Source organism: Bittarella massiliensis (ex Durand et al. 2017) (assembly GCF_001486165.1).
In the GTDB taxonomy this organism is placed as follows: Bacteria; Bacillota; Clostridia; order Oscillospirales; family Ruminococcaceae; genus Bittarella; species Bittarella massiliensis.
This window is the reverse complement of record NZ_LN908975.1, coordinates 372,627-398,116: the sequence shown is the minus strand read 5'-3', so window position 1 is coordinate 398,116 and position 25,490 is coordinate 372,627. Positions and strand designations below refer to the sequence as shown.

Sequence of the window (25,490 nt, the reverse complement as noted above, 5' to 3'; positions counted from 1 at the left end):
GCGCCGGCAACATTTAAGCTGCTTAAGTATTCTCTGTTTCCATCCTATCGCCGCCGGGAGGGTTTGTCAATCAGCCCGGGGGCAAAACTCATTTTTCGGGGATTTCGCTAAAATCCCGGCGGCTTCTTTCCACATCCTGACGGAAGGAGGCGTTGAGGTGTTCCTGCACCGCCAGATAGGTCCGCAGCTCCTCGTCGCTAAAGCCCGCCAGGTTGCGGCAGCTCCGCTGGTGGCACTCCCTGTCAAAGCGCTCGTGGTTTTCAAAGATGACCCAGCCGTGCTCGGTGAGGCCCAGGTTCTGTTCCCGGTTGTTGCGGGCGTTCTTGGCCTGGGTCACCCAGCCCTTCTCCCGCAACCGGCGCACCATCTGCGAGCAGGCGCTGGGGGTCTTTTGCAGCCTTGCCGCCAGGTCGGTGACGGTGATGCCCGGGCTGCGGCCGATGAGGGCGATGGTGTGGCTCTCGGCCTGGTAGAGGGTCTCGCCGCCGTAGCGGTGGGGCATGGCGTCGTACACCTCCATCAGCCGGCAGCCCTCGTCCAGGGCGTCCAGAAGCTGCAAGAACAGGGCGTAGCGCCCCTCTTCGATCGGCGTCTCCATCCCGCTGCTCACGCCCCGGCCACAAGGGCGGGCAGCTCCTCGAGGCGGGCGATCTCGTAGGTGATGGGCACCCCCAGGGCGTTGGGCTTGCCCCCGGGGTTGTACCAGCAGGTGTCGATGCCGGCGTTCTGCCCCCCCATCATGTCGGAGGTGAGGGAGTCCCCCACCAGCAGGGCCGCCGCCCGGTCAAAGCCGGGGATGTGGGCGGCCACATAGTCAAAGTACTCCCTCTGGGGCTTTTGGTAGCCGGTGTCCTCGGAGACAAAGACGTCGGCGATGTAGGGGGTGATGTCGCTGCCCTGCAACCGGCGGTGCTGGGTGCGGCTGACCCCGTTGGTCACCAGGTAGAGGGGGCAGAGCTGGGCCAGCCGGCGGCAGACGTCGGCCGCCCCGGGGATCGAGCAGCCCTGTTCCCCCAGGGCGTCCATATAGGTGCGGTTGAAGTCCGCCCCCGAGTGGGACAGCCCCAGCTCGGCGAAGAGCTCGTCGAAGCGCTGGGACTGGAGTTTTTCCTTGCTGACCTCCCCCCGCTCAAATTGCTCCCACAGCCGGCTGTTGATGACCTGATAGCGCGCCCGAACGGCCTCTGTCAAGGGCACCTCCCACCGCGCAAAGGCGGTCTGCAGGGCGATCTCCTCGGCCCGGTCGAAATCCAGCAGGGTGTTGTCGGCATCCAGCAGGACAAAGCGGTATTTTGACAATGTCGGTCCCTCCCTCTTCCCCGCGCGCGGGGCGTCCTTTTTCTCGCTCCCATTATACGGGATTTTCCCGCCCCACACAAGCGCGGCGGGGGGCGGCGGGGAAACTGCCCGAGAATGGGTCCAGATCCTGTCCATATTTCGTCGTTTTGACCGCCTCTTTCCCTTTTCTTTGGCGCGGCGGCGCAGTATACTAAAAAGCGGAAATCGTCCGGCCGCGAGCCGGTGGGGAGGCCCCCCGCCGGGGAACGCGGCCTTTTTGCGGCAAAAGAAGAACAGAGGGGGAAACTGCAATGTCAGAACAAGGGGAAAGCGCCGTCGCCAAGACGGTCAAACGGGTGCGGGGGTACCGGTACTCCCTGGTGCTGGAGGGGATCGCCGTGGGCGCCATTGCCGGGCTGGTGGCCGTCCTCTTCCGGCTGGCCATCCAGGGGGCCGACGGCCTGCGGGGCCAGGCCATCGCCTTTTGCAGAGAGCGGGGTGGCTGGGCGGTGGCCCTCTGGTTTTTGGCCCTGGCCGGAGCGGCGGGGCTGGTGACCCTCCTGCTGCGGTGGGAACCCTACATCTCCGGCTCGGGCATCCCCCAGGTGGAGGGGGAGATGGTGGGCCAGGTGCACCAGCGCTGGTGGCGGGTACTGCTGTGCAAGTTTGCCGGCGGACTCCTCAGCCTGGGGGCCGGCCTCTCCCTGGGGCGGGAAGGGCCCTCCATCCAGCTGGGGGCCATGGCGGGCAAAGGCTTTTCCCGGCTGACCGCCCGCATCCGCACCGAGGAGAAGCTGCTGATGACCTGCGGCGCTTCGGCCGGGCTGGCCGCGGCCTTCAACGCCCCCTTCGCCGGGGTCCTCTTCTCCCTGGAGGAGGTGCACAAGAACTTCTCGCTGGACGTGCTGCTGCCGGCCATGTCCGCCTCCATCACCGCCGACTTCCTGTCCAAAAACATCTTCGGCCTGAAGCCGGTCTTCGACCTGTCGGTGCGGCAGATGCTCCCCATCCGCCACTACTGGGCGGTGGCCCTGCTGGGCGTCGCCCTGGGGCTGCTGGGGGTGCTCTACAACCGCTGCACCTCCCTGGCGCAGGACCTCTATGCCCACGTCCGCCCGGCCTATCTGCGCACCCTGATCCCCTTTTTGCTGGCCGGGGTGCTGGCCTTTGTGGCCCCTCAACTGCTGGGGGGCGGCCACGCCCTGGTGGAGGGGATCGACCCCACCGCCACCCTGGGGGCGGTGGCCCTCCTCTTCGGCTGCAAATTCCTCTTCTCCATGGCCAGCTTCGGCGCAGGGGTGCCGGGGGGCATCTTCCTGCCGCTGCTGGTGTTGGGCTCTCTGGTGGGGGCGGGCTTCTTCGCCGGGTTGGCCCCCTCGCTGGGGCTGGCCCCCGAGATGGTGGACAACTTCGTCATCCTGGGGATGGCCGGGTACTTTGCCGCCATCGTCCGCGCGCCGGTGACCGGCATCCTCCTCATCAGCGAGATGACCGGCAGCTTCACCCACATGCTCACCCTCTCCCTGGTCTCCCTGGTGGCCTACGCCACCGCCGACCTGCTGGGGTGCAAGCCGGTCTACGACGAGCTGTTGGAGCGGCTGCTCAAAAGCCGTGGCCGCCCCCTGGAGCCCACCGGCGAAAAGGTGCTGGTGGCGGCCCCGGTCTGCATGGGCTCCCCCGCCTGCGGCCGCACCCTCAGCCAGATCGACTGGCCTGCCGGCAGCCTAGTGGTCTCGGTCCGCCGGGGGGAGCGGGAGCTGGTGCCCGGCGGGGCCACCCTCCTCTTGCAGGGGGACCAGCTCTCCCTCCTCTGCGACGAGTCGGACATCCCCGCCGTGCGGGAGGCCATGGCCCGCTGGTGCGAGACCGCCGTCCGGGAGCACCGCTCCCCCGCCCGGCAGTAGACAGCTTGTGGGAGCAGGCGCCTTTCCAGCGCCCTCCCGCACCCCCGGGAAAAACGCCGCCCCCATCCCCAGGGAAGGGATAGAGAGAGGGGGCCCGGCCAAATCGGCCGGGCCCCCTCTCTCTATTTATCTGCTCATCCGCAAAGCGCCCTCTTCAGACCCTTTGCCCTACCCCTCGCGGCGGCGCTTGCCCGCAGCCGTCAGCACCAGGGCGCCCAGGGCCGCCAGCAGTCCCCACCCCAGGGGGGCAGTGGCGTCGCCGGTGTACACCGACAGGGCCTCCACCCTCTCCCGCAGGGCCGGGTCCATCATCTCCTTTTGGCGCTCGCTGAGTTGGCTGTACCGGTCCAGGATGTCCCGCTGCTCCTCTGCGGTGGCGTCGTGCAGGTCCTCCGGCAGCCGGCGGAGGTCCTCCTCCAGCCGCTCCACCTCTTCCACCTGGTCGATGGCGTCTTCCAGTTGGTCTCTCAGGTCCTCCAGGTCCTTTCGCTCCTCCTCGGTCAGGTGGCTGTCCTCCCCGTCCAGCAGGTCCTCGATCTTGTCCACCACCTGCTGGGCGTCGTCCTTGTTGTCCTTGTCCACCGCGCCGGGGTCCAGGGGCTCGCTGCCCCCGTCCGGCTTCTTGACCTCCTCGATCTTCTCCTTCACCTCGTCCAGCTTGTCCAGCAGTTCGTCGCAGCGGTCGATGATCTCCTGCAACTCCTCCTTCTGCTCCTCGCTGGCGTCGGGGTCGTTTTTCACCTCTTCGGCCTTCTCCTTGACCGACTCGATGTCCTCCCGGTCGTCCCCGGTGACGGTGTCGGGGGTCACGTCCTCGATGGGGGCGGGGATCTCGCCGATGGGGCGGGTGGACACCTTGTACTCGGTCACATGTCCGGCTTTGTCGTAGGCCAAAACGGTGTAGTTCGCCGGCTCCCCGCCGCTGGGCAGGGTCAGGTCGACCCGCTCCTGGCCCTGGCCGGCCGTCGCCTGGTGGACGATTACCCCGTCCTGGATGACGATGACCTGCTGCAAGTTGAAATCGCTCACCTGCAGGTCCTTTTTCACGTAGTAGATGCCGCCGTCCTGCGCGCCAGAAACTGCCGGCGGGGTCAGGTCGACGAGCAGCGGGCAGGCCACGACCGTCTCATTCCCGGCCACATCCACCGCCTTCAGGTAGACGATCCCCCGAAAGTCGCTGGTAAAGGGGATGGCGATCTTTCCATCTCCGTCAGGGGTCAGGTCGCTGCGCCACTCCTGCGCGGCGGGGGTGTAGACCTCCGCCGGGTCGGCGGTGGGATGCAGCGCGTACTGGATGGAGGCCAGCCCGCTGGTGGCGTCGGCGGCGCGCACCGATAAATCGATGGGGGTGTTGTACACCCGCTCAAATCCGCCCATGGGGGGCAGGGCCGGGTGGTCCTTCCCATCCCGGTAGACGGCCGAGATGTCCCGCTCCCCGTCCAGCACGGGGGCGGTGGCGTCGATCTTCACCACCTCGTCGGCCGGTTCGGTCACCGCGCCGGTGTCCTCCTTTTTCAGCTGCAACTGCAGCCGGTGGACACCGTCTCCCGTGACGACCCGCTCGCTCCCCCAAGCGGCGGGGCTCTCCGCCAGCAGGTCGGCGATCTGCCGGTAGTCGCTCTCGTCGGTGGGGGCGGCGGTGGCCGGGCCGGTGAACCAGCCGCTGTTGTTCTTGCGCTCGCCGGTGATTTGGTATCCGCCCTGGTCCTGGGTGACCACCACGGTGGCCGGGTTGACCAGGTGCACCCGGTAGTTGGGGTTTTGCCAGACGGCGTTCCCGTCGGTGAATCCCACCACGCAGAGATAGTAGGTGCCGGCCGGGCTGGTCTCGCTCAACTCCACCCCGGCGCTGTTCTGGCAGGTAAAGGAAGGGGTGCCCAGGTCGCTCACCGGGCGGGCAAAGGGGTCTGCCGCGGCGGCGCGGGTGCTCGGCCTTTGCAGCCACTGCACCCCGTAGCGGGGGATGGCCTCCCCCACCTTTTTCTCGCTCGGGTCGGCGGTGGGGCCCACCCACACCTCCCGCGGGGTGATGGAGCCGGCCACCTCCAGGCGGTCGGGCTCCAGGGTGTAGTTGCCCGCGTCCGCTCCGGCCAGGGTCAGGCCGGTGAGGGTGATGGTGTCGGCGTCCGCCACCTCGGGCGAGTTGTAGCCCGAACTGCCGTCAAACTGGATGGACAGCTCATCCCCCGCCACAGTGGAGGAGATGCTCACCGACCCCAAAAACTGGTTGGTGCCGTCATAGGGCTTGACGGTGGGGGAGATGCCCAAATCAGCGGCGGTGATCGCCTTGGGGTAGATGGTGAAGGTCTTGCTGGAGCCGGTGTAGGTGGCGTCGTCCGGCTTGGTCACCTCCACCTTGTAGGTGCCGGCGTCGCTGGGCGTCCCTTCGACCTTGACGAAGCTGCCGTCCGGCTGCTTTTTATAATAGGTGTAATGTACCTCTTCCTCAAAGGGCTTGCCGTTGACGTTGGTGCTGGGGACGACCGCGCTGCCGTAGGTGACGTCGGAACAGTTGACCCCTAGGGTCTTGCCGGTCATATCCAGGGCCATATCGGTGGTGCTGGAGGTGTCGGTAACCCCCTCGCTGTCCCCCTCCAGCCCGCCGAACTCCACCACATAGGCGCAGTTGGTGTTTTGAGAGAAGTCGTTCCACTGCCCCTGTACGGTGGAGTAAAAGTGCATGCACTGTTCGCCACTGGAAGAGTTGTTGGGCTCGCCGGTGGACCAGTTGGTGTACATCTTCGAGCTCTCCGGGTTGTTGGGGGTCGTCTGCTTATACGCACCCGACCACATCAACTGCCCAGCCTCCGGCCCGGTGACCCAGTAGTAGTCTGCCTTGGCAGACCCGTAGCTGCCCGGGTGGCCGGTGTAGTCGTCCAGGCAGGTGGCGCCGGTCCAACAGTTGGTGCCGATCAGGGAGTAGACAAAGTCGTGCTCGGCCTGGGAGGTGATGGTCACCAGATACCCCTGCCGCCCCAGGTAGCTCTGCTGGGAGGCCAGCTGATAGGCGGTGGGCCAGTTGACAGCGGTGGGCACGGCCAGGTAGTAGTGGCCGTTGTCCTCGTTGTAGTGGTAGACGCTGTCGAGCTGCTCCACACTCACCGAAAAGCGAAGGCTGCGCACCACGTTGGAGGTATTGGTCAAGCGCACCTGCAGGTTCTGGCGCAGGTAATCCTGCCACTGCTGGGCGCTCAGCCCGCTGGCGCTGGTGAGAACGCAGTTGGTCACCCAGCCCCCGGCGCTCACCGAGGTAATCCCCGCCACCGCGGGGTTTATCGCCTGGATGGCGTCCCCGGACTGGATGGCCCGCGAGAACTGCACCACCACGCTCTTGATGGGCTGGTTGCCCGGCTGGGTCACCTCCAACTGGGGGAAGGTGTAGGTGTGGTAGCCGTTTTGATACCCGCTCTCGCTCTGCTGTACCTCGTTTGCATAGCCCGGCTCGATGCCGATGGTGGAGGTGACCGACGGCTCCCCCTCCGCCAGGGCGGCAGGCAGGTTGCCCACCGCCAAAACCAGAGCCAGCGCGATGCAGAGCAACCGCTTATGCATCTTCATGGCAGATTCAACTCCTCAATTTAAATTTTCAGTCTGAAAGGTGTGCTTTTTCGTTCATTTATTTTTTTAAATTTTGTGCACAAAAAAAGCAGGTCTGTCTTAGACAGACCTGCCAAAAAACCGTGCGCTTTTCTCGATTTCATCTGCGAATGAAAAGCTACGCCTTAATTTGTTAATAGTATAACGCTCTCTGTAAAGAATTGCAACAAATATATTCCAATTTACCCAATCTTTTACTTCTTTTGCTCTATTTTTCCGCCACCTCCGTGGGGGACAGGGCGATTTGACCCCCGCCCGGCCATCAAAAAAGGGGCAAGGGGACAGGTCGCCCTGCCCTTTGCCCTTTGCCCCCTTATCGCCGTGAGAGATGCAGTGTGTACGTTCCCCCTCCAGCCTTTCCAAAAACCGCAAAATAGCATGCAAAATGAAATCCCGCGTCCCTTGCGCTTTTATCCCTTCTCACAATTCAGGCCAGCCCCAGCCGGTCCCAGACGTCCCAGCGCTCCAGATCGGCCAAGATGGAGGTGGGCAGCAACTCCCCCATCTCCTCCCGGGTGGCCCAGCGGGCCTCCTGGTGCTCCTCCGACAGGGTCACCTCGCCCCCCGCCCAGTAGCAGGCGTAGCTGAGCAGCACGATCTGCCGGTGAGGGGCCGGGTGGAAGGTGGTGGCGTAGAGCAACTCTCCCGGCTCGACAGCCAGGCCGCTCTCCTCCTCGATCTCCCGCAGGAGGGCCTCCTCCAGCTCCTCCCCAAAGCGGATCTTGCCGCCGGGGAACTCCCAGCTCCCTGGCCCGATCTCATCGCTGTCCGAGCGGCGGAGGACGAGTATCCTCTCCCCCCGGCGCACGATCCCCTTCAGTGCAGTGTGGATCTCCCATTCCACGGCCAAATTCCTCCCTCTATCCATTTGTCGCGGCACCCGGCCGCCGTCGGGCCCAGTTCATCTGCAGTGGAGCGGGGAACGCCCCGCCCAGCCGGTGCCCTTTTCGGCGCACGGCAATTTGCCATTTGCCCCCTATGGCAGGGCCGGCCTGTAACGAAAGGGGGCAAAAACGCCCTTTGACAGCCGTTCTTCCCCACTTTACTCCAAGCAATCGGGCAGCTCGGCGCCCTCCTCCGCCTGCCATCCTCTCAAAGCCCGCGGCCCTCTTCCAACCGCCGGAGGAGGGCCAGCCCCCCGCCGCCCGGCCACCGGCAACCCTTCACAAGCCCGAGACCAGCCGTTCCAGCCGCCCCCGACAGTCCCGCTCGGCCCCTTTCACCCGATGGACTCCAACAGCCGCCGCTTCATGGCGGGGATGTGGATGGCGCGCACCACCGCGGCGTTGGCAGTCCAGTCGAACACCGGCCAGCCCCTGTCCAACCCCTCGCCGGTATTGACATGGGAAAAACGGAGCGGCCATTTTCCCGGCACCCACCCGCCTATCGCAGGCAACCCTTCACAGTCCCGAGACCGACCGTTCCAGCCGTCCCCGGCCGTCCCGCCCGGCCCCTTTCACCCGATGGCCTCCAACAGCCGCTGCTTCATGGCGGGGATGTGGATGGCGCGCACCACCGCGGCGTTGGCGGGGCGCCCGGCAGCGCCGGTCCAGTCGAACACCAGTTGGCCCCTGTCCAGCCCCTCGCCGGTGTTGACATAGGAAAAACAGGGCAGACTCTCCTTGACGAGTTCCGGCCAGAGAGCCACCGCCATGGCCACCGGGTCGGCCATGTCCAAACAGGGGGAGCCAAAGCGGCGGGTGTTGAGCTCCATCAGGCAGCGGTTGCAGCGGATGCACAGCTGGGCGCAGGGGCTGCCCTCCACCAGCACCCCCTCGATCTCCCCCTCGGTGAGGACGGCCTCGCCGCAGCAGAGGTCCCACCCGGCGTAGAGCTGGGGGATGCCCGCGCGCAGCACCACGGCACAGGCCTCGGGGTCGGCCCAGATGTTGAACTCGGCCGTGGGGGTGACGTTGCCCGGGCCGAAGCCGGCCGATCCCATCACCGTCAACTGTTTGACCCAGCCGGCCACCCGCGGCTCCCGCAGCAGGGCCAGAGCCAGGTTGGTCAGCGGCCCCAGGGCCACGATCTCCAATTCCCCGGCAAAGCGCCGGGCCAGCTCGATGATGACGTCGGCCCCGTGACCGGCGGCCAGGGGCATCTGCGGGTCGGGGATGCCGATGTCCCCCATCCCGTCGCGGCCGTGGGTCTCGTAGGCGTAGGTCAGCTCCCGCAGCATCGGCCCGCCGCAGCCCAGGTAGACCGGCGGCCGGGCCGGACCCGCCCACTCCACGGCGATGCGGGCGTTGCGCCCGGCCTGTTCCAGCGGGACGTTGCCCGCCACGGCGGTGATCGCCTCGACCCGGACCCCCGGGCAGTGCAGGGCCATGACGATGGCCACCGCGTCATCGGAGCCGGTGTCGGTGTCAATGAGGATGTGCCGCACGGCATTCCCCTCCTCGCTCGTTTTTTCCATCATATCACCCCCGGGGAGATCCTGCAATCTGCCCGCCCAAAAGGAGGGCAGATCCGCCCCCATTTGCAAATTGCCGCGCTTTTTCTGCCCGATACACCTTTCTTGCCCGCCCAAATTCTGCTATAATAACAAATTAGACACACATCAAATCCATTACACATCTAAAGGAGGATATAAAATGAGTCAGAAGAACACATTTTATATTACAACACCCATCTACTACCCGTCCGACAAACTGCATATCGGACACAGCTATTGCACCGTCGCCACCGATGTCATGGCGCGGTACAAGCGAATGCAGGGGTTTGATGTGATGTTTTTGACCGGCACCGACGAGCACGGCCTGAAAATCGAGCAGAAGGCCAAGGCCGCCGGGGTCACCCCCCAGCAGTATGTGGACGAGATCGTCGCCGGGATCCAGGACCTGTGGAAGCTGATGAACATCTCCAACGACCGCTTCATCCGCACCACCGACGACTACCACGTGGAGTCGGTGCAGAAGATCTTCCGCAAGCTCTACGAGCAGGGCGACATCTATAAGTCGGTCTACAAGGGCAAGTACTGCACCCCCTGCGAGTCCTTCTGGACCGAGAGCCAGCTGGTGGACGGCAAGTGCCCCGACTGCGGCCGGGAGGTGGTGGACGCCGAGGAGGAGGCCTACTTCTTCAAGCTGTCCAAATACGCCGACCGGCTGGTGAAATACTACGAGGAACACCCCGACTTCATCTCCCCCGAGTCCCGCCTCAACGAGATGGTCAACAACTTTATAAAGCCCGGGCTGGAGGACACCTGTGTCTCCCGCACCACCTTCAGCTGGGGCGTCCCGGTGGACTTCGACCCCAAACACGTGGTCTACGTCTGGATCGACGCCCTCTCCAACTACATCACCGCCCTGGGCTACGGCAACGACAGATACCACGACTTTGACAAGTACTGGCCCGCCGACGTGCAGTTTGTGGGCAAGGAGATCACCCGCTTTCACACCATCATCTGGCCGGCCATGCTGATGGCGCTGGACCTGCCCCTGCCCAAAAAGGTGTACGGCCACGGCTGGCTGCTCATCGACGGCGGGAAGATGAGCAAGTCCTTCGGCAACGTGGTGGACCCGGAGATCCTCTGCAACCGCTACGGGGTCGACGCCCTGCGCTACTTCCTGATGCGGGAATTCCCCTTCGGCTCGGACGGCAACTTCACCAACGAGCTGCTCATCAGCCGCATCAACGCCGATTTGGCCAACGACCTGGGCAACCTGGTCAGCCGCACCGTGGCCATGGTCGAGAAGTACTTCGGCGGCAAGCTGCCCGCCGGGCGGCAGGCCGACCCGCTGGACGACGAGCTCATCTCCCTGGCCACCGGCCTGAAGGCCGTCTACGAGGAGCAGATGGAGCAGTACGCCTTCCAGTCGGCCCTGATCGAGGTCTTCAAGGTGGTCAGCCGTACCAACAAATACATCGACGAGACCGCTCCCTGGGTCCTCTGCAAGGACGAGGCCAACCGGGACCGGCTGGCCACCGTCATGTACAACCTCCTGGAGTGCATCCGCATCTGCGCCCAGCTGCTGACCCCCTTCATGCCCCAGACGGTGGAGAAAATCTTCGCCCAGATCGGCGCGGGTGAGGCCGAGACCGGATACGACAAGGCCGGCGTCTTTGGGGCCCTGCCCGCCGAAGTGCAGGTGCACAAGGGCGAGACCCTCTTCCCCCGCATCGACGCCAAAAAAGAACTGGCCGCCCTCGAGGCCGAGCAGAAGGCCAAACAGGCCGCCGCCCCGGCGGAGAAGCCCGCCGCGGAAAAAGGGGAAAAGGTCCCCGGCGTCATCACCATCGATGACTTCGGCAAGGTGCAGCTGCTGCCCTGTAAGGTACTGGACTGCCAGCCGGTGAAGGGGAGCGACAAGCTGCTGAAATTCCAGCTGGACGACGGCGGCAAGGGCCGCCAGGTGGTCTCCGGGATTGCCAAGTGGTACCGGCCCGAGGAGCTCGTCGGCAAGACGGTGCTGGTGGTTGCCAACCTCAAACCGGTCAAGCTGCGGGGCGAGATCAGCGAGGGGATGATCCTCTCGGCGGAGAAGGGCGACTCGATCCAGGTGCTCCTGCTGGGCGACAACATTGCCCCCGGCAGCAGCGTCTGCTAGCAACGAACACACCCGGGAAGGGGGCGGGCGAACAGGCCCGCCCCCTTCTCTTGCAACAACTGTCTGGAGGATCGACTGTGCAACCGATTTTTGACTCACACGCCCACTACGACGACGAGCGCTTTGACCCCGATCGGGAGGAGCTCATTGCCTCCCTGCCCGACAGCGGGGTGGAGCTGGTCCTCAACGCCGCCTGCGACCTGCCCTCCTGCGAGAGCTCCCTCGCCCTGACCCGCCGCTGGCCCTTTTTCTACTGCAGCGTGGGGGTGCACCCCCACGCTGCGCAGGAGGTGGCAGAGAGCGACTACCTGCGCTACCTGGAGCGCGCCGCCCGGGAAAACGAAAAGGCGGTGGCCATCGGGGAGATCGGGCTGGACTACCACTACGACTTCTCCCCCCGGGCGGTGCAGAAGGCCGTCTTTGAGGAGCAGATGGCCCTGGCCGAGGCGCTGGACCTGCCGGTGATCATCCACAGCCGGGAGGCGTCGGCCGACACCCTGGAAATCGTCCGCCACCACCGCTGCCGCGGGGTGGTCCACTGCTTCTCCGGCTCGGCCGAGACCGCCCGGGAGTACCTGAAGCTGGGCTACCACATCGGCTTCACCGGCTCGGTGACCTTCAAAAACGCCAAAAAGCCGGTGGAGGCGGCGGCCCAGGTGCCCCTGGAGCGGCTCCTCATCGAGACCGACTGCCCCTACATGGCCCCGGTGCCCCTGCGGGGCAAGCGCTGCGATTCCCGGATGATCCCCCACACCGCCGCCCGGCTGGCCGAAATCAAGGGGGTGGAGGTGGAGGAGATCCTGCGGGTCACCAACGAAAATGCCCGCCGCCTCTTCGCCATCCCCGATTAAAAGTATAAATTCTGCACTTTACTACAATTTGTAATATTTGATTGTCAAAAAGAGCAGGGCCCACCGGATCGGGGCCCTGCTCTTCTATTCTTCTGTCAGGCAGCGGCAGGGGCTGCCGCCTCCCCGCTGGTGGTGTCCTCCTGGGGGCTGTTCTCGGTGCCGGGGGCGGGGGTGGTGCCCTCCCCTGCGGCGGGGGCGCTGGAAGAGGCGCTGCTGCTCCCCTTCTTCTGCTCATTCTTGACCGCCTCATCCTCGGCAGCCTCGGCGATGGAGTGGATGACATAGTTGCCGTCGCTGGTCTTGGAGAGGGTGTAGATCATGGTCTTGTCGACCTCGGGCTGGTAGATGTTGCCGTCGGCGTCGCCGGTCCAACTGCTGCCCGCGGCCACATAGCCCACCGTCAAGCGGATGATCTTCCCCCGCTTCTCCATCTTGGAGACCAGGGGGGTGTAGTAGCCCATCAGGCCGGTGGCGGGCAGCCGGTAGCACTGGGTGGCGGTGTCGTACTGAAATTTCATGGTGTCGTCGCCAAAGCTCTTGTGCTCCAGCTTGATGTCGCTGCCGTAGAGCTTGGCGCCGTAGAGGTCGACGTCGGCCGCCGGCAGCAGCACAGCGCCGGTCTGGTCGGTGGCGTAGCGGCTGGTGTCCTCGTTTTTCAGCACCGCCCAGACCGCCGACTGCAGCAAAAAGTCGGGGTTTGCTTGGTCGGGGGAGTCAAAGGGCACTGGGTCGAGCATGACCACCGGCTCGATGAACTTCTGGTACTCCAGCCGCTTGTCGCTGTCATCTAAGAGGAACTGCACCCCTTTGGTGCCCAAAAACACCAAAAAGGCAACCCCCAAGACCGCCAGGCCGAGGATGGTGTATCCCGCCAGGCGGGCCTTTCCCTTCTTGGAAAGCTTGTGTTTGCGTGCAGACAAAAGATCAGCTCCTATCGAATTTGGCCGTCACCCTGCAGGATGTACTTGTGGGTGGTCAGTTGTTCCAGCCCCATGGGCCCACGGGCGTGCAGCTTCTGGGTGGAGATGCCGATCTCCGCCCCCATGCCGAACTCCCCGCCGTCGGTAAAGCGGGTCGAGGCGTTGACATAGACCGCCGCCGCGTCGATCCGGCGGCAGAAGGCCCGGCTCTTCTCGTAGTCCCGGGTGACGATGCACTCGCTGTGGCCGGTGGTGTATCGCTGAATGTGGGAGACAGCCTCTTCAAAGCCGTCCACCACCTTGATTGCGACGACGTAGTCCAAAAATTCGCTCTCCCAGTCGCTCTCGACGGCGGGAACGGCCCGCCCGCCCAGGATGGCGCAGGTCTCGGGACAGCCGCGGATCTCCACCCGGGGGGAGGCGGCCATCCGCCCGGCAATCACGGGCAGCCACTGGGCGGCCACCGACCGGTCCACCAAAAAGGTCTCGGCCGCATTGCAGACCGAGGGGCGGGAGACCTTGGCGTTGTAGGCAATGTCGGCGGCCATCTCCAGGTCGGCCGTGCCCTCCACGTAGATGTGGCAGTTGCCGGTGCCGGTCTCGATGACCGGGACGGTGGCGTTTTCCACCACCGCCCGGATCAGCCCCGCGCCGCCGCGGGGGATCAGCACGTCCAGGTAGCCGTTTAGCTTCATAAAGGCGCTGGTGGTCTCGCGGGCGCTGTCCTCGATGAGCTGGACGAAGTCGGGGTTTTGCCCCGCGGCGGCCAGGGCCGCCCGCACCGAGGCGACGACGGCCCGGTTGGAGCGAAGGGCCTCTTTGCCGCCCTTGAGGATGACCGCGTTGGAGGACTTGAGGCAGAGGGCCGCCGCGTCCAGGGTGACGTTGGGGCGGGCCTCGTAGATGATGCCGCAGACCCCCAGGGGGGTGGAGACCTTGGTCATCTCCAGCCCGCTGGGCAGCCGCTGGCCCCCCAGCACCCGGCCCACCGGGTCGGGCAGCGCCGCGACCTGTTCGGCCGCGTCGGCCATGGCCAGTACCCGCTGCTCGTTGAGGAGCAGCCGGTCGATGAGGGATTCGCTGATCCCCGCCTCCCGGGCGGCGGCCACGTCTTCCCCGTTTGCCTGCAGGATGGCGGCGCAGTCGTCGCGCACCTGCTGGGCCACGGCGGCCAACAGCCGGTTTTTCTCCCCGCTGTCCAGCAGGGCCAATTCGCGGGCAGCCGCCTTGGCGCGGCCGCCGAGCACTGTCAAATCGGTCATTTCTCTCCCTCCTGTCCCACAAAGGTGGTGCCCACCGGCTTGCCGTCAAAGACGTCGTAGAGGAGCCGGGGGTTGTCGCCGTTGATGATGACCATGTCGCCGCCGGTGGCGGTGAAGATCTCGGCGGCGTGGATCTTGGTGATCATGCCGCCGGTGCCCCGGCGGCTGCCAGCCCCGCCGGCCATGGCCCGCACCTGCTCGTCGATCCTCTCGACCCGGCGGATGATCCGGGCGGTGGGGTCCTGGCGGGGGTCCTTGTCAAACAGCCCGTCGATGTCGGACATGATGATCAGCTTGTCGGCGCCCACCAGCTCCCCCACCATGGCCGAGAGGGCGTCGTTGTCGCCGAACTTGATCTCGTCGGTGGAGATGGTGTCGTTTTCGTTGATGATGGGGATGACGTCCAGTTCCAACAGCCGGTTCAGGGTGTTGCGGGCGTTGTGCCGGCGCTCGTCCTGGTCGATGATGTCCCGGGTCAAAAGCACCTGGGAGACCACGTGGTTGTAGACAGAAAAGCGCTTGTCGTACATGTACATCAACTCGCACTGCCCCACCGCGGCCGCCGCCTGCTTGGAGGGGATGTCGGTGGGCCGGTCGCGCATCTGCAGCTTGCTCATCCCCACGCCGATGGCGCCGGAGGAGACCAAGATCACCTGCTTGCCCGAATTTTTGATGTCGGAAATGGCCTCTACCAGGGCCTCGATGCGGCGGATGTTCAGGTGGCCGGTGCTGTATGTAAGGGTGGAAGTCCCCACCTTGATGACCACGCGGTCGGGAATGCGCTGCACGAAAACTCCTCCTTTTAAAAGAGAGCGGTGTTGGAATGGGGCGGACCCGCCCCCCGCCTTCCCCGGCAAACGGGCGCTGGGGCGGCGGGCCCTGCCAATAAATTGCCATCATTATAGCATACCCCCTGCCAAAAAGCAAAGCGCCGCCGTCCGGCGCAGGGCGGCGCAAGGCCGTTTTCAGGGGCGGCGGGCGGGCGCGCGGCCCCTAAAAAAGGCCCCGGGCGCTGGGTTTGCCCCGGGCCTTTAAAAACCTTTCGGCAGGGGCCAAAAAAGCCCCCCACAGCGGGCGGTGTAGGGCTTGAAAACGGCGACTGGCCGCTGGGCTTGCGCCGCCCAAAAGCCCCCCAGCCGTAAACGCGGGCGAACAGGCAAAATAAAAAGCTGGGCCCAGAAGGCGAGTTGCCCCAAACCCAGAACGATGGGGTTTGCGCCGCAAAAAAACGCGCTCCGCGCGGGCACCTCCTTCAAAAAAGTCTAGAGCGCGAATTGGCTCCAGGCCCCGCCTGGGGGAGAGCGCCCACAAAAAGACGTCCGCTTCAGTGCAGGTGCAAAAGAAAACACACCCCACTGGGTGGGGTGTGCAACTCGGGTGCGGCAGCCTGCCGCTGGGAAGTGTTGACAAAAAAGATGCCCACTTCCGGTGCAGGCGCAAAAGAAAACACGCCCCACAAAGTGAGGTGTGTGGCTTGGGTGCGACAGCCTGCCGCTGGCGCGCCCGGAGGGATTTGAAGGTGATACTATTTTCTCCGGCGTTCCGCCGGTCCCTCCGTTTTTCTTCCCGCTTCTTTTTCTCCGCTGCTGTCTCCCCGCCTGCGCCCGGGGCTTCTCCTCCTTGCGCACCTATCAAAAGCAAAAGAGCCCCCGCTTACGCAAGGATTCTTTTGCTTTTGGGAAACGTTTACAAAATGGATGCCCGCTTCCAGCGCAGGCGCAAAAGAAAACACACCCCACTGGGTGGGGTGTGCGACTTGGGTGCGGCAGCCTGCCGCTGGCGCGCTTGAAGGGATTCGAACCCCCGGCTTCATCCTTAGGAGGGATGCACTCTATCCAGCTGAGTTACAAGCGCCGGTGTGAACGGCCGTCCGTCCCGCGCTGCGAGTCGGTCGGCTGCACATTATTATAGCAGACCCGCCGCCCAAAAGCAATGCCCGCTCTGCCTCGAACAGGGGCATTAAGAAAGCGTTAAGAGAAGAAAAAGAAGCCTAAACTTGTTGTAAAGAAAATGGGGATTTGCTATACTGATAGGCAGTTCGCTCCGGCGGGGGAGGCCCATTTCGCCCCCGCCCCGGGCGCCGTTTCAGTGGTTCGATAGGCAAAAATTTGAAAGAGAAGAGAGATTGCTGTCATGTCGGAACAAACGGTAGAAAAAAAGGTCAAGAAACCGCTCTCCCCCACCCAGATCATCGTCGCCAGCTTCCTGCTGGTCATCACCGTGGGGGGGCTGCTTCTCTGTCTGCCCCTCTCCTCGCGCAGCGGGGAGTTCACCCCCTTCTTGGACGCCCTGTTCACCGCCACCTCGGCCACCTGCGTCACCGGGCTAATCGTGGTGGACACCTACCTGCACTTCAGCTTTTTCGGGCAGCTGGTCATCCTCTGCCTGATTCAGATCGGCGGGCTGGGGCTCATCACCTTCGTCACCTTTTTCAGCGTGGCGGTGGGCAAGAAGATGCGCTTCAAGAACATGTCCCTGGCGCAGGAGTCCATCAGCGCCTCCTCGGTCAGCGGGCTGCCCCACCTGGTGCGGATGGTGGTCAAGGCCTCGCTGCTCATCGAGGGCTGCGGCACCCTGCTGCTCTGTCTCAGCTTTATCCCCCGCTACGGCTTTTTGCAGGGGCTGTGGACCGCCTTCTTCCTGGCGGTGTCGGCCTTCTGCAACGCGGGCTTTGACATTTTGGGCCACGAGGGGGCTTACAGCAGCCTGATCCACTACACCGGCGACCCCATCGTCATCGGCACCATCAGCGCCCTGATCGTCATCGGCGGCCTGGGCTTCTTGGTCTGGGCCGACCTCTACGGTCTCCGGCACACCAAAAAACTGCGGCTGCACACCAAGATCGTCCTCTTCATCACCGCCCTCCTCATCCTGCTGGGGACCCTCCTCTTCTGTGTGTTGGAGTGGAACAACCCCTCCACCATGGGCCCCCTCTCCGTCCCCGAAAAGCTGGGGGCCGGGCTCTTTCAGTCCATCTCCTGCCGGACGGCGGGCTTTAACTCCATCGACCTCAACGCCATGTCGGGCTTTACCAAACTGGTGGCCAGCATCCTGATGTTCATCGGCGCGGGCCCCGCCTCCACCGGCGGCGGCATCAAGGTCACCACCTTCGCCGTCATCGTCATGACCATCCTCAGCTTCTCCTCCGGGCGGGAGAATACTGTCATCCTCAAGCGGCGCATCGACCACAAGACCGTCTACAAGGCCCTCACCATCTCCGCGCTGGCCCTGGTGGTGGTCTTCATCACCTCCTCGGTGATGTTTTATTCCATCCCCCGCAGCACATTCAACACCCCCATCAACGCCATCTTCGAGGCCTGTTCGGCCTTTGGCACCGTGGGCCTCTCCGACGGGCTCACCGGCGAGGGGAACGCCCTCACCCACATCATCACCATGCTCACCATGTTCATCGGCCGGGTCGGCCCCGCCTCCCTCGCCATCTCCCTGGCCTCCGGCCGGGGCGGGCGCAAAAAGAACCAGGTCATGCCCGAGGGCAAGGTCCTGGTGGGCTGATTTGCCAAGAGACGCCAAAAAGCGGCGAGCGCATGCTCGCCGCTTTTTTTGCAGTTCCTACTCTTTTAAGCTGCCCTCGCCGCCCATCAGGGCGGTGAGCTCCTCCACCCGCTCGAGGGGGAAGGGGGGTAGTGCCAAGGGCTTGAGGGCGATGGACATCAGCTTCATGGGGTTGTCGTCGGCCGCCACCCGGTTGGACGAGAGATGTCCGCAGCGCCGGCAGCGGTGGATGACCGCCCACTCGCCGCCCTTCCGCACCCAGACGCCCACCGGCTCCATGATCCCGCCGCAGCAGGCGGCCCGGTCGCCGGGCCGGTCGTCGACGTGCAGGCTGTGCAGGCAGTTGGGGCAGTGGTTGCGGTGTCCGCTGCCAGCCCCCTCGGGCACCACCTGGCGGCCGCACACCTTGCAGGTAAAGACCTCTTCGCAGCGGTGGGTCCGGTAATACCCTGGATCTTTTTGTTTTCTCTTGTTTTCGCGATTCATGGAAACTCCTCCTAAAAGCAGAGTCGCTCTGTCGGGAGGATCGCGGAGATCAGTTTGCGCAAACCTCCCGGTTTGGCGCAATCTCCGACTGGTTGGAACGCTTCAAAAAACAGCTCTCCTCTTTTTTGTGATGGGGCAGGGGGCAACGCCCTCTGTCCGCCCCCATCATACCACGCTGGGGTCCCAAAAGACAACCGGCTTTTTTGTATCCGCCGCGGCATTCTCCCCCTTTTCGGCGGGAATTGTGCTATACTGTAAGGGTATTTGCGGCGCGGGGAAGGCGCCCCCGCCGCTCCAAAATCGTTCAAAGGGGGACTTTGCCCTGTGAAGATCACCGCCGTTTTGCAGGACTCCATGCCGGCTTTCGACATGCTGCCCGCCGTTTATCCCACCGACTTTCCCCAAGAAAAGGGCTCTTTCAAGCCCTTTATGCACACCCGCCTGGCCGCGGTTGCAGGGGCCGGCCTCTACGTCAACCACGCCGTCTTTGAAAATCCCGACCTGATCCCCATCCAGCGGGACGAAGGGGACATCTTCCAAAACTGCTGCGCCTCCTTCTCCCTCGACCCCTTCCCCCAGGCCAGCCGCTACTACATCAATGTCACCTGCGACATCTACGGCGGGTTCCTCGCCACCCTCTGCGACGGGACCGAGATCGTCGACGACCTGACCCGGGAGATCTGCGCCGACTTCACCCCCCTCACCCAGGGCGGCTACAACGAGATCGGGGTCTATTGGGGGTGTACCTTCCTCCTCTCCGAGCGGCTCTTCGAGCGGCTCTACGGCGCCCACCAGCTGGACGAGACCACGGTGATGAAGGGGAACCTGTACATCTGCTGCCAAAACCCCAAGATGGCCCATTTCGGCACCGTCTCCCCGGTGGAGGAGCGGGAAAGCACCTCGGTCTACCGCACCGACGGCTTCTGCGACATTGAATTTTTGCGCCTCTAGGGTGTATACTGGACCAAACGGCGCGACTCAACCGCCCCGGGCGCTCTGCCGCCCCGGGCCAAAAGGGAGGACATACCTGTGAAAGGCCTGCTGAAACTGCTCATCGTCATCGCCCTGGCGGCTGTCGCCATCGGCCTGATCAACGACCGGGAAAACGACAGCTACCGCGACCTGTACCGCCACTACGTCAAACTGGATCTGGACGGGGAGGACGAGCCCGAAACCGTCTGAACGCCCTCTGCAAACAGGCAACCGGCCCCCGCTCTCTCGTGAGCGGGGGCTTTTCTGTCTGTCGGAAACCGGCTGTTTTTTCTCCGAAAATGACGAAGTGATGAAGTTTGTTTTGCGCCCCTCTAACGATTGCCCTCCCCCCCTTGTCGGCCGCCCCCGGCCCGGGTATGATAGGGGTGAACAGAAGACTTCGCCCATGTTTGGGCCAGCGCCGTAGAGGAGGGATTTTTATGGTACTTGCCGCCCGCTCTGTCTCCGCCCTGTCGGTCCTGGGCTTTATCGGCCTGGCGGCTGTTCTCATCGCCCTGTTGAGTGTGATCTCCTTTCTCTTCTACCGAAAGAGAAAATAGCCGCCGGTCAGATCCGTCAAAAAAGGGAGCGCTTCCAAAGCGCTCCCCTTTCTATTTTTTCGGCCTTTTCCCTTTTCCCTTTGCCCTTCGCCCTCCCCGGTCAGAGCGACCTGCCAAAGGCATAGGCCTCTTCCAGGTGGCCGGTCTGCGCGATCTGCGGCGCCCCTTCGGTGGGGCCGCACCCGCCCGCCAGCACCATCCCCCGGTCGCGAAAGCCGATGTAGTTGACCAGGGCAAAGCGGTAGTAGGACACCGCCTGCTCAAAGGTCCAGAAAAGGTCATCCGCCGCCGTCATCAGCAGGGCGCACTCCTTGTCCGGGTACCGCTCGTACCGGCCCAGGGGCGGGTTTTCGTCGGCCTGCGCAAGGGAGTAAAACCGCTCGATCAAGGCCTTGATGCGGGAGGAGAGGGTCCAAAAATAGAGGGGCGAGGCAAAGACGATCAGGTCGGCCCCCTCTATTTTGGGGACCAGGTCGGCAAACCCGTCCCGCATCACGCAGGGGCGGCCGCGGCGGCAGGCGTTGCAGCCGAGGCAGCCCTTCACCTCGGTTTGCAGCAGGGAGACCCGCTCCACCTGGCACCCGGCCTCCCGGGCCCCCCGCACGAAGGCGTCCACCAGCTGGGCGGTGTTCCCGCCGGGCCGGCCACCGCCGACGACGACCAAAACTCGTTTCATCTTCTCTTCCCCCTCTTTCCCCGTCAACGCCGTCATCCCTCTGCCAGCGCCCGGTCCAGCTCTGCCGCCGTCTGCCGGATCTGCTCCTGGTAGGCCAGCAGCCGGGCCTTGACGGCGCCAAAGTCCATGCTGCGCAGTTGGCGGCGGTGCATCACCAGCTCGCCGTCGACGATGGTGCTCTCCACATTGCCCGGGTTGGCGCTGTAAACAATGACCGAGTAGGGGTCGTAGAGCGGGCTCATGTTGACGCTGTCGGTCTCGAAGATGGCGATGTCCGCCTTCTTCCCCACCTCGAGGGAGCCGATCTCCCCCTCCATCCCCAGGGCGCGGGCCCCGCCGATGGTGGCCAGCTGCAAGATCTCCCGCGCGGGGAAGAGGGTGCGGTCGCCGTTAAAGAGCTTTTGGATCTTCCCCACCAGGGAGAGCTGGGTCACAATGTCGATGGTGTTGCCGCTCATGGCCCCGTCGGTCCCCAGGGAGACGGGGATGCCCCGGTCCAGCATCTGCCGGATCTTGGCCACCCCCTTGGCGGATTTGGCGTTGGAGCCGGCGTTGTAGGAGACCTTGACCCCCCGGCGCTGGTAGATATCCAGGTCGGCCTCGTCCATCAGGATGGAGTGGGCGGCCAGGAAGTGCTCGTCTAGGATGCCGATGGAATCCAGGTAGGCCACCGGGCTCAGGCCGTAGCGCTCGACACAGCCGGTGTGCTCGTAGGCCATCTCCGCCACGTGCATGCTCATCAGCAGCCCCTCCCGCCGGGCCAGGTCGTGGGCGGCCACCAGGTGCTCGGTGTCGTTGGAATAGGGGGCGTGGCAGTTGACCGAAGGGGTGATGCGGGGGTGGCCCTTCCACTTCTCCACAAACCACTTGGTGTACGCCCACTCGCCATAGGGCTCCTTGGCGCTGGGGCTGGGCCCCTCTAAAATGGTCTCGGCCAGCACCGCGCGGATGCCGCAGGCCTCGGCCGCCTGGGCCACCTCGTCCTCAAAGTAGTAGGCGTCGTAGCAGGTGGTCACCCCGCCGAAGAGCAGTTCGGCAAAGGCGTAGTCGGCCCCGGCGCGGACCATGGGGGCGTCCAGCGACTCGTTTTCCAGCGGGAAGAGGTAGCGCTTGAGCCGGTCGGCCACGTCGTCGCCCAGGCTGCGAAAGAGGATCATGGGCAGGTGGTTGTGGGTGTTGATCATCCCCGGGATGACGATCTTTCCGCTGCAGTCCAGCACCTGATACCCCTCTTCGGAAAAGGGCGGTTCCCCCTCGCCCAGGGCGGCGATGCGGTCGCCGCGGATCTGCAGGTATCCCCTCTGCACCGTCGTCAGCGCCTGGTCCATGGTGAGGATCAGGGCGTTTTTCAGCAGTAGATTGGCCACGACAAATTCCCCCGTTTTTTGCAGACTCGCCCGGCAAAAGCACCTGCTGCCGGGCTGTTTTTTCCAGTATAGCACGGCCGGGCCCCGTTGCCTACCGCCCCCGGCGGAAAAGCTTCCCCTTTCCGCCCCATAAAAAAGGCGGGGGCCCCGTCCCCGCCAAAAGCGCCCTCTATTTTTTCAACAGGGCCTTCAGGTTGCCCACCTCTTTTTGCGCGACTTCACCGCCGTCCGTCAGGTTTTGATAGCGAAAGAGGATGAACCCCCGATAGGCCGATTTTTTGCGGGCGTCGGCCACCATCCGCACCATGTCGTCGCCGTTTTGGGAGAAGCCGGTGGCCTCGTCGCCCATTCGGTAGGCCGCCAGCCCGATGTAGAGTTTGACCGACGGCTCTTTGCAGTAGCTGTTCCACTCGCTGATTTTCACATCATAGCGGGCCGATGCCTGGGGGTGGCTGTACCCCCAGTAGATCTGGGGGGCTATGTAGTCCACATACCCCGGCTGCGAGGCCCACTTCTTCACGTCGGCATACATGGAGCGGTAGCAGTTGTCCACGTTTCCCTGGGGGCTGATGCCGAAGACCAGGGCAGGGTTTTTGGCCTTCACCGCCCGATAGACCCGCTGCACCAGCGCGTCCACATTGGCACGGCGAAAATCGCCCAGGGAGAGCTGGCCGCCCCCGTCCTGGTAGCGCCGGTAGGCCGCCGCGTCAAAGCTGTCGTCGGCGCCGGAGGGGTAGAAGTAGTCGTCAAAGTGGATGCCGTCAACGGCGTAGTTCTGCAAGATCTCCTCCACGCCGGAGACGATCAGGTCCTGCACCTGGGGGATGGCCGGGTTGTAGTAGAGCCCCTCGCCCACCTGCACCACCCAGTCGCCCTTGGTGGCGCTGTCGGCAAACCACTTGGCGCCGGGGTTCTCGGCGCAGGGGGCCGAGTCGGCCGCCGAACTGATGCGGTAGGGGTTGATCCAGGCCTCGATCTTCAGCCCCTTCTGGTGGGCCGCCTCCACCATGATCTTGAGCGGGTCAAACCCCGGATCCTGCCCCTGCTTCCCCGCCGCGTACTTGGAATAGGGGAACAGCTTGGAGGGGTAGAGTGCGTCGCTGTAGGGCCGCACCTGGACAATGACGGTGTTGAGCCCCATCTCCGTACAGTTTTGAAACTCGTCATTTATACTTTTAGTAAATTCCGTTTCGCCCTTTCCGGTGAGGATGTCTGCCAGGTCCAGGTAGGAAAACCAGACGGCCCGGTACTCGCCGTCCGGAGCCTCGCTGCCCTCCAGGGCGCTCAAGCCGCCGCTGCCGCCGGAGACAGAGGGGGCGGCAGAGGACGGTCCCCCCTCCCCCCTGCCCGAGAGGCGAGGCAGCAGCCAAAAGGCGCCCGTCATCAGGGCAGCGGCCAGCAACACCGCCAAAAAGCGGGTGCCGCCACCACCCACCTTTCTGCTCCGGCCATCCCGGTACGGCCGGCGATAAGGAGGTCTCACCACCGCTTGCCACCCCTTTCTCTCTGCGGAATAGAAAGGGGCCGCCCAGTCCCCAGGGGACCGGGCAGCCCGCTTGTCCCAGTATTGATTCTATGAGCTAGAGAGAGAAGATATAACTGCCGGCCATGACAGCCGCCACCGCGCCGTCGGCCGCCGCTGTCACCAGCTGCCGCACCAGCTTCTGGCGGGTGTCCCCCGCGGCAAAGACGCCGGGGATGTTGGTCTTGGTGTCCTCGCCGGCGGCGACAAAGCCGCTCTCGTCCATCTCGACCGCCCCGCGAAAGAGCTCGTTTTGCGGGATCTGGCCCACCGCCACAAAGACCCCGTCCACCGCCAGTTCGCTCTCTTCGCCCGTCTTTTTGTTCTGCACCTTGAGGCCGGTGACCTGCTGGTCGCCGAGCACCTCCAGGGGGACGGTGTCGTAAAGGATGCGGATGTTCTCCCGCGCCAGCACCGCCTTGACGTTGTGGGCGTCGCCCCGGAACTCATCCCGCCGGTGGATGAGGGTCACCTCCTCGCAGAGGTTGGCCAGGAAGAGGGCATCTTCCAGCGCGGTGTTCCCCCCGCCAACCACTGCCGTCTTTTTGCCGCGGAAGAAGCCACCGTCACAGGTGGCGCAGTAGGATACGCCCCGGCCCTGGAACCTCTCCTCCCCGGGCACCCCGAGCTTGCGCTTGACCACCCCGTTGGCCAGGATGACCGCCTTGCACTCGTAGCGGCCCTCGTCGGTCTCCACCACCTTCACCGGGCCGGAAAAATCAAAGCCGGTGACCTTTTCGTAGCGGATGTCCGCCCCGTGGGAGGTGGCCTGCTCGTAGAGGTTGCCGGCAAACTCCACCCCGGAGATGCTGAGGATGGCGGGGTAGTTCTCCACCTCGCCGGTGTTGACGATCTGCCCGCCGTGGACATTCTGTTCCAGCACAATGGCGCTGTTGCCTCCCCGCGCGGCGTAGACGGCGGCGGTCATCCCCGCAGCGCCGGCGCCAATGATGACAATATCGGTCTTGGTGGTCTCACTCATGCCCTCGCCCTCCTATAACAATTCGTATATTATATAATCAGAAATACTATATGTTTTTTCTCGACGGCGCCCGCATCGCATCCCTGCCGGCGCTCTATTTCAGTGTATCCAAATTTCTGGAAGAATGCAAGGGAAAAGGGCATTTCATCAGGTAAGCCGCCAGCATCCGAAAAAACAACCTGCTCCCTCCGCCGCTACATTACAGCAATCTAGACGCCGCTTCCTCCAGCCGCCTGCTCTCCCGCTCCCCGATCCATATCTTTCCCCCCACCCGCTGGATGAGTCCTTCCCCCTCTATCGCGTCGAGCTGCCGGTAGAGGGTGCGCAGGTTCATTGCCAACTCCTCCGCCAAAGCCCGTTTGCTCTTTTGAAACACAAAGGGGAGGGGTTGTCCCCGGCTGTACCGGTAGAGGCAGAGCAGCACATTCTCCCGGTTGGTGTACTGGGCCAGTTCGTTGACCCGATCGATGCTGCCCCCGGCGAAGGAGGCCAAAAAGCGAAGGATCTTCAGCGTCAGCTCCCGGTCAGACAGCACCGCCTCCAAAAACAGCTCCCCCGGAAAGGTGAGGTACCAGCATTCGTCCAATGCCGATACGGTGGCCAGCACCGCCGGCTGTCCCCCCAGGTACTCCAACAACCCCAGCAGGATGGCCTCTTCATGGACTGCGTAGGAGATGTTGTCCCCCTCCGCGCTGTACCGGCTGACTGCACACTGCCCGCAGAGAAAGAGCACCACCCGGTCTGCCGGGTCGCCATTCAGCAGCAGCACCTCCCCCTTCCTGGCCCGCCTCAAAAAGGCGGTCTGTTCGCAGAGCGGCGACAGCTCCCGCCGGACCGACCCGTCTGTGTGCTGGAGCCCCATCCCCCCCGCTACAATGGCGGCGACCTTCCTCTTCTCCCCTTCGCTGTACCCCAGGGTCATCTCTGCAAAACCTCCCCCAAACAGTGACAACTGTCATTGTTTTTAGTATACACCCGGCGCTACAATAAGGCCATAGACAAACTGCGAAGGGGCGCCTTTCCCGCCGGATCGGGCCGCCCCCGCCATAA

20 protein-coding genes and 1 tRNA gene are annotated in these 25,490 nt (G+C 64.2%); 6 read left to right on the top strand and 15 right to left on the bottom strand.

Going from position 1 to position 25,490, the window contains the following annotated elements; all coding sequences use genetic code 11:
• Nucleotides 1–88: 88 nt before the first annotated feature.
• The gene (locus BN3266_RS02225) at nucleotides 89–598 is read right to left on the bottom strand and encodes a MarR family winged helix-turn-helix transcriptional regulator (RefSeq protein WP_021657950.1); all 510 of its coding nucleotides are present in this window, start codon (nucleotides 596–598) and stop codon (nucleotides 89–91) included.
• An 8-nt stretch (nucleotides 599–606) separates the two neighbouring features.
• Nucleotides 607–1,299, bottom strand: a complete 693-nt coding sequence (locus BN3266_RS02220; RefSeq protein WP_059003434.1) for a YjjG family noncanonical pyrimidine nucleotidase — start codon at nucleotides 1,297–1,299, stop codon at nucleotides 607–609.
• A gap of 290 nt (nucleotides 1,300–1,589) precedes the next feature.
• Here BN3266_RS02220 and BN3266_RS02215 point away from each other — a divergent pair, with 290 nt between their 5' ends.
• A complete protein-coding gene (locus BN3266_RS02215; protein WP_059003432.1) occupies nucleotides 1,590–3,182 on the top strand; it encodes a ClC family H(+)/Cl(-) exchange transporter in 1,593 nt (530 codons plus the stop codon).
• Nucleotides 3,183–3,350: 168 nt separating this feature from the next.
• On the opposite strand, the gene BN3266_RS02210 is transcribed toward BN3266_RS02215, so the two are convergent.
• From BN3266_RS02210 to BN3266_RS02200, 3 genes are all read right to left on the bottom strand, one after another.
• The gene (locus BN3266_RS02210) at nucleotides 3,351–6,740 is read right to left on the bottom strand and encodes a YDG domain-containing protein (protein ID WP_082671589.1); all 3,390 of its coding nucleotides are present in this window, start codon (nucleotides 6,738–6,740) and stop codon (nucleotides 3,351–3,353) included.
• Between the two features lie 466 nt (nucleotides 6,741–7,206).
• Nucleotides 7,207–7,623, bottom strand: coding sequence for an NUDIX domain-containing protein (locus tag BN3266_RS02205; protein ID WP_207644002.1), 417 nt, complete (start codon nucleotides 7,621–7,623; stop codon nucleotides 7,207–7,209).
• A gap of 612 nt (nucleotides 7,624–8,235) precedes the next feature.
• A complete protein-coding gene (locus BN3266_RS02200; RefSeq protein ID WP_195891594.1) occupies nucleotides 8,236–9,195 on the bottom strand; it encodes a nucleoside hydrolase in 960 nt (319 codons plus the stop codon).
• A gap of 178 nt (nucleotides 9,196–9,373) precedes the next feature.
• On the opposite strand from BN3266_RS02200, the gene metG reads away from it, so the two are divergent.
• Both metG and BN3266_RS02190 read left to right on the top strand, forming a co-directional pair.
• The gene (gene metG, locus BN3266_RS02195; protein ID WP_059003424.1) at nucleotides 9,374–11,329 is read left to right on the top strand and encodes a methionine--tRNA ligase; all 1,956 of its coding nucleotides are present in this window, start codon (nucleotides 9,374–9,376) and stop codon (nucleotides 11,327–11,329) included.
• 77 nt (nucleotides 11,330–11,406) lie between these two features.
• Nucleotides 11,407–12,180, top strand: coding sequence for a TatD family hydrolase (locus tag BN3266_RS02190; RefSeq protein WP_059003423.1), 774 nt, complete (start codon nucleotides 11,407–11,409; stop codon nucleotides 12,178–12,180).
• 95 nt (nucleotides 12,181–12,275) lie between these two features.
• Here the strand turns inward: BN3266_RS02190 and BN3266_RS02185 are convergent, their stop codons facing one another.
• The 4 genes from BN3266_RS02185 to BN3266_RS02170 form a co-directional block, all read right to left on the bottom strand.
• Entirely contained in the window at nucleotides 12,276–13,100 is an 825-nt protein-coding gene (locus tag BN3266_RS02185; protein ID WP_059003422.1) for a hypothetical protein, read from the bottom strand.
• Between the two features lie 11 nt (nucleotides 13,101–13,111).
• Nucleotides 13,112–14,362 carry a glutamate-5-semialdehyde dehydrogenase gene (locus BN3266_RS02180; RefSeq protein ID WP_059003421.1) on the bottom strand — a complete coding sequence of 417 codons (1,251 nt, stop codon included), beginning with the start codon at nucleotides 14,360–14,362 and terminating at the stop codon, nucleotides 13,112–13,114.
• Entirely contained in the window at nucleotides 14,359–15,150 is a 792-nt protein-coding gene (gene proB / locus BN3266_RS02175) for a glutamate 5-kinase (protein ID WP_059003420.1), read from the bottom strand. Before proB ends, BN3266_RS02180 begins: the two co-directional genes overlap by 4 nt.
• Nucleotides 15,151–16,139: 989 nt before the next feature.
• Nucleotides 16,140–16,216, bottom strand: a tRNA-Arg gene (locus BN3266_RS02170).
• Between the two features lie 279 nt (nucleotides 16,217–16,495).
• On the opposite strand from BN3266_RS02170, the gene BN3266_RS02165 reads away from it, so the two are divergent.
• Nucleotides 16,496–17,875, top strand: a complete 1,380-nt coding sequence (locus BN3266_RS02165; RefSeq protein ID WP_059003417.1) for a TrkH family potassium uptake protein — start codon at nucleotides 16,496–16,498, stop codon at nucleotides 17,873–17,875.
• Between the two features lie 57 nt (nucleotides 17,876–17,932).
• Here BN3266_RS02165 and BN3266_RS02160 read toward each other — a convergent pair whose 3' ends face one another.
• Nucleotides 17,933–18,361, bottom strand: a complete 429-nt coding sequence (locus BN3266_RS02160; RefSeq protein ID WP_059003415.1) for an RNHCP domain-containing protein — start codon at nucleotides 18,359–18,361, stop codon at nucleotides 17,933–17,935.
• Nucleotides 18,362–18,685: 324 nt separating this feature from the next.
• Between BN3266_RS02160 and BN3266_RS02155 the strand changes: the two genes are divergently transcribed.
• Together BN3266_RS02155 and BN3266_RS13695 are read left to right on the top strand one after the other, a co-directional pair.
• Nucleotides 18,686–19,312: a hypothetical protein gene (locus tag BN3266_RS02155; RefSeq protein WP_059003413.1), complete on the top strand. Its 627-nt coding sequence runs from the start codon at nucleotides 18,686–18,688 to the stop codon at nucleotides 19,310–19,312.
• Nucleotides 19,313–19,390: 78 nt separating this feature from the next.
• Nucleotides 19,391–19,543, top strand: coding sequence for a hypothetical protein (locus BN3266_RS13695; protein ID WP_154668936.1), 153 nt, complete (start codon nucleotides 19,391–19,393; stop codon nucleotides 19,541–19,543).
• Between the two features lie 450 nt (nucleotides 19,544–19,993).
• Here the strand turns inward: BN3266_RS13695 and BN3266_RS02150 are convergent, their stop codons facing one another.
• The 5 genes from BN3266_RS02150 to BN3266_RS02130 all read right to left on the bottom strand — a co-directional run bounded on the left by BN3266_RS02150 (nucleotide 19,994) and on the right by BN3266_RS02130 (nucleotide 25,362).
• The gene (locus tag BN3266_RS02150; RefSeq protein WP_059003411.1) at nucleotides 19,994–20,569 is read right to left on the bottom strand and encodes a flavodoxin family protein; all 576 of its coding nucleotides are present in this window, start codon (nucleotides 20,567–20,569) and stop codon (nucleotides 19,994–19,996) included.
• A gap of 32 nt (nucleotides 20,570–20,601) precedes the next feature.
• The gene (locus BN3266_RS02145; RefSeq protein ID WP_021657926.1) at nucleotides 20,602–21,936 is read right to left on the bottom strand and encodes an amidohydrolase; all 1,335 of its coding nucleotides are present in this window, start codon (nucleotides 21,934–21,936) and stop codon (nucleotides 20,602–20,604) included.
• 169 nt (nucleotides 21,937–22,105) lie between these two features.
• On the bottom strand, nucleotides 22,106–23,371 hold the full coding sequence (locus BN3266_RS02140; RefSeq protein WP_195891593.1) for a glycoside hydrolase family 10-like protein: 1,266 nt from the start codon (nucleotides 23,369–23,371) through the stop codon (nucleotides 22,106–22,108).
• Nucleotides 23,372–23,516: 145 nt separating this feature from the next.
• Nucleotides 23,517–24,440 carry a thioredoxin-disulfide reductase gene (trxB, locus tag BN3266_RS02135; protein WP_059003409.1) on the bottom strand — a complete coding sequence of 308 codons (924 nt, stop codon included), beginning with the start codon at nucleotides 24,438–24,440 and terminating at the stop codon, nucleotides 23,517–23,519.
• A 199-nt stretch (nucleotides 24,441–24,639) separates the two neighbouring features.
• A complete protein-coding gene (locus BN3266_RS02130) occupies nucleotides 24,640–25,362 on the bottom strand; it encodes a Crp/Fnr family transcriptional regulator (protein ID WP_059003408.1) in 723 nt (240 codons plus the stop codon).
• Between the last annotated feature and the right edge of the window lie 128 nt (nucleotides 25,363–25,490).

Bases quoted from the DNA above. Each gene is read 5' to 3' on its own strand.
- BN3266_RS02225 (WP_021657950.1), bottom strand. From the start codon at position 598: ATGGAGACGCCGATCGAAGAGGGGCGCTACGCCCTGTTCTTGCAGCTT.
- BN3266_RS02215 (WP_059003432.1), top strand. From the start codon at position 1,590: ATGTCAGAACAAGGGGAAAGCGCCGTCGCCAAGACGGTCAAACGGGTG.
- BN3266_RS02210 (WP_082671589.1), bottom strand. From the start codon at position 6,740: ATGAAGATGCATAAGCGGTTGCTCTGCATCGCGCTGGCTCTGGTTTTG.
- BN3266_RS02200 (WP_195891594.1), bottom strand. From the start codon at position 9,195: ATGGAAAAAACGAGCGAGGAGGGGAATGCCGTGCGGCACATCCTCATT.
- metG (WP_059003424.1), top strand. From the start codon at position 9,374: ATGAGTCAGAAGAACACATTTTATATTACAACACCCATCTACTACCCG.
- BN3266_RS02180 (WP_059003421.1), bottom strand. From the start codon at position 14,362: ATGACCGATTTGACAGTGCTCGGCGGCCGCGCCAAGGCGGCTGCCCGC.
- BN3266_RS02165 (WP_059003417.1), top strand. From the start codon at position 16,496: ATGTCGGAACAAACGGTAGAAAAAAAGGTCAAGAAACCGCTCTCCCCC.
- BN3266_RS02160 (WP_059003415.1), bottom strand. From the start codon at position 18,361: ATGAATCGCGAAAACAAGAGAAAACAAAAAGATCCAGGGTATTACCGG.
- BN3266_RS02150 (WP_059003411.1), bottom strand. From the start codon at position 20,569: ATGAAACGAGTTTTGGTCGTCGTCGGCGGTGGCCGGCCCGGCGGGAAC.
- trxB (WP_059003409.1), bottom strand. From the start codon at position 24,440: ATGAGTGAGACCACCAAGACCGATATTGTCATCATTGGCGCCGGCGCT.
- BN3266_RS02130 (WP_059003408.1), bottom strand. From the start codon at position 25,362: ATGACCCTGGGGTACAGCGAAGGGGAGAAGAGGAAGGTCGCCGCCATT.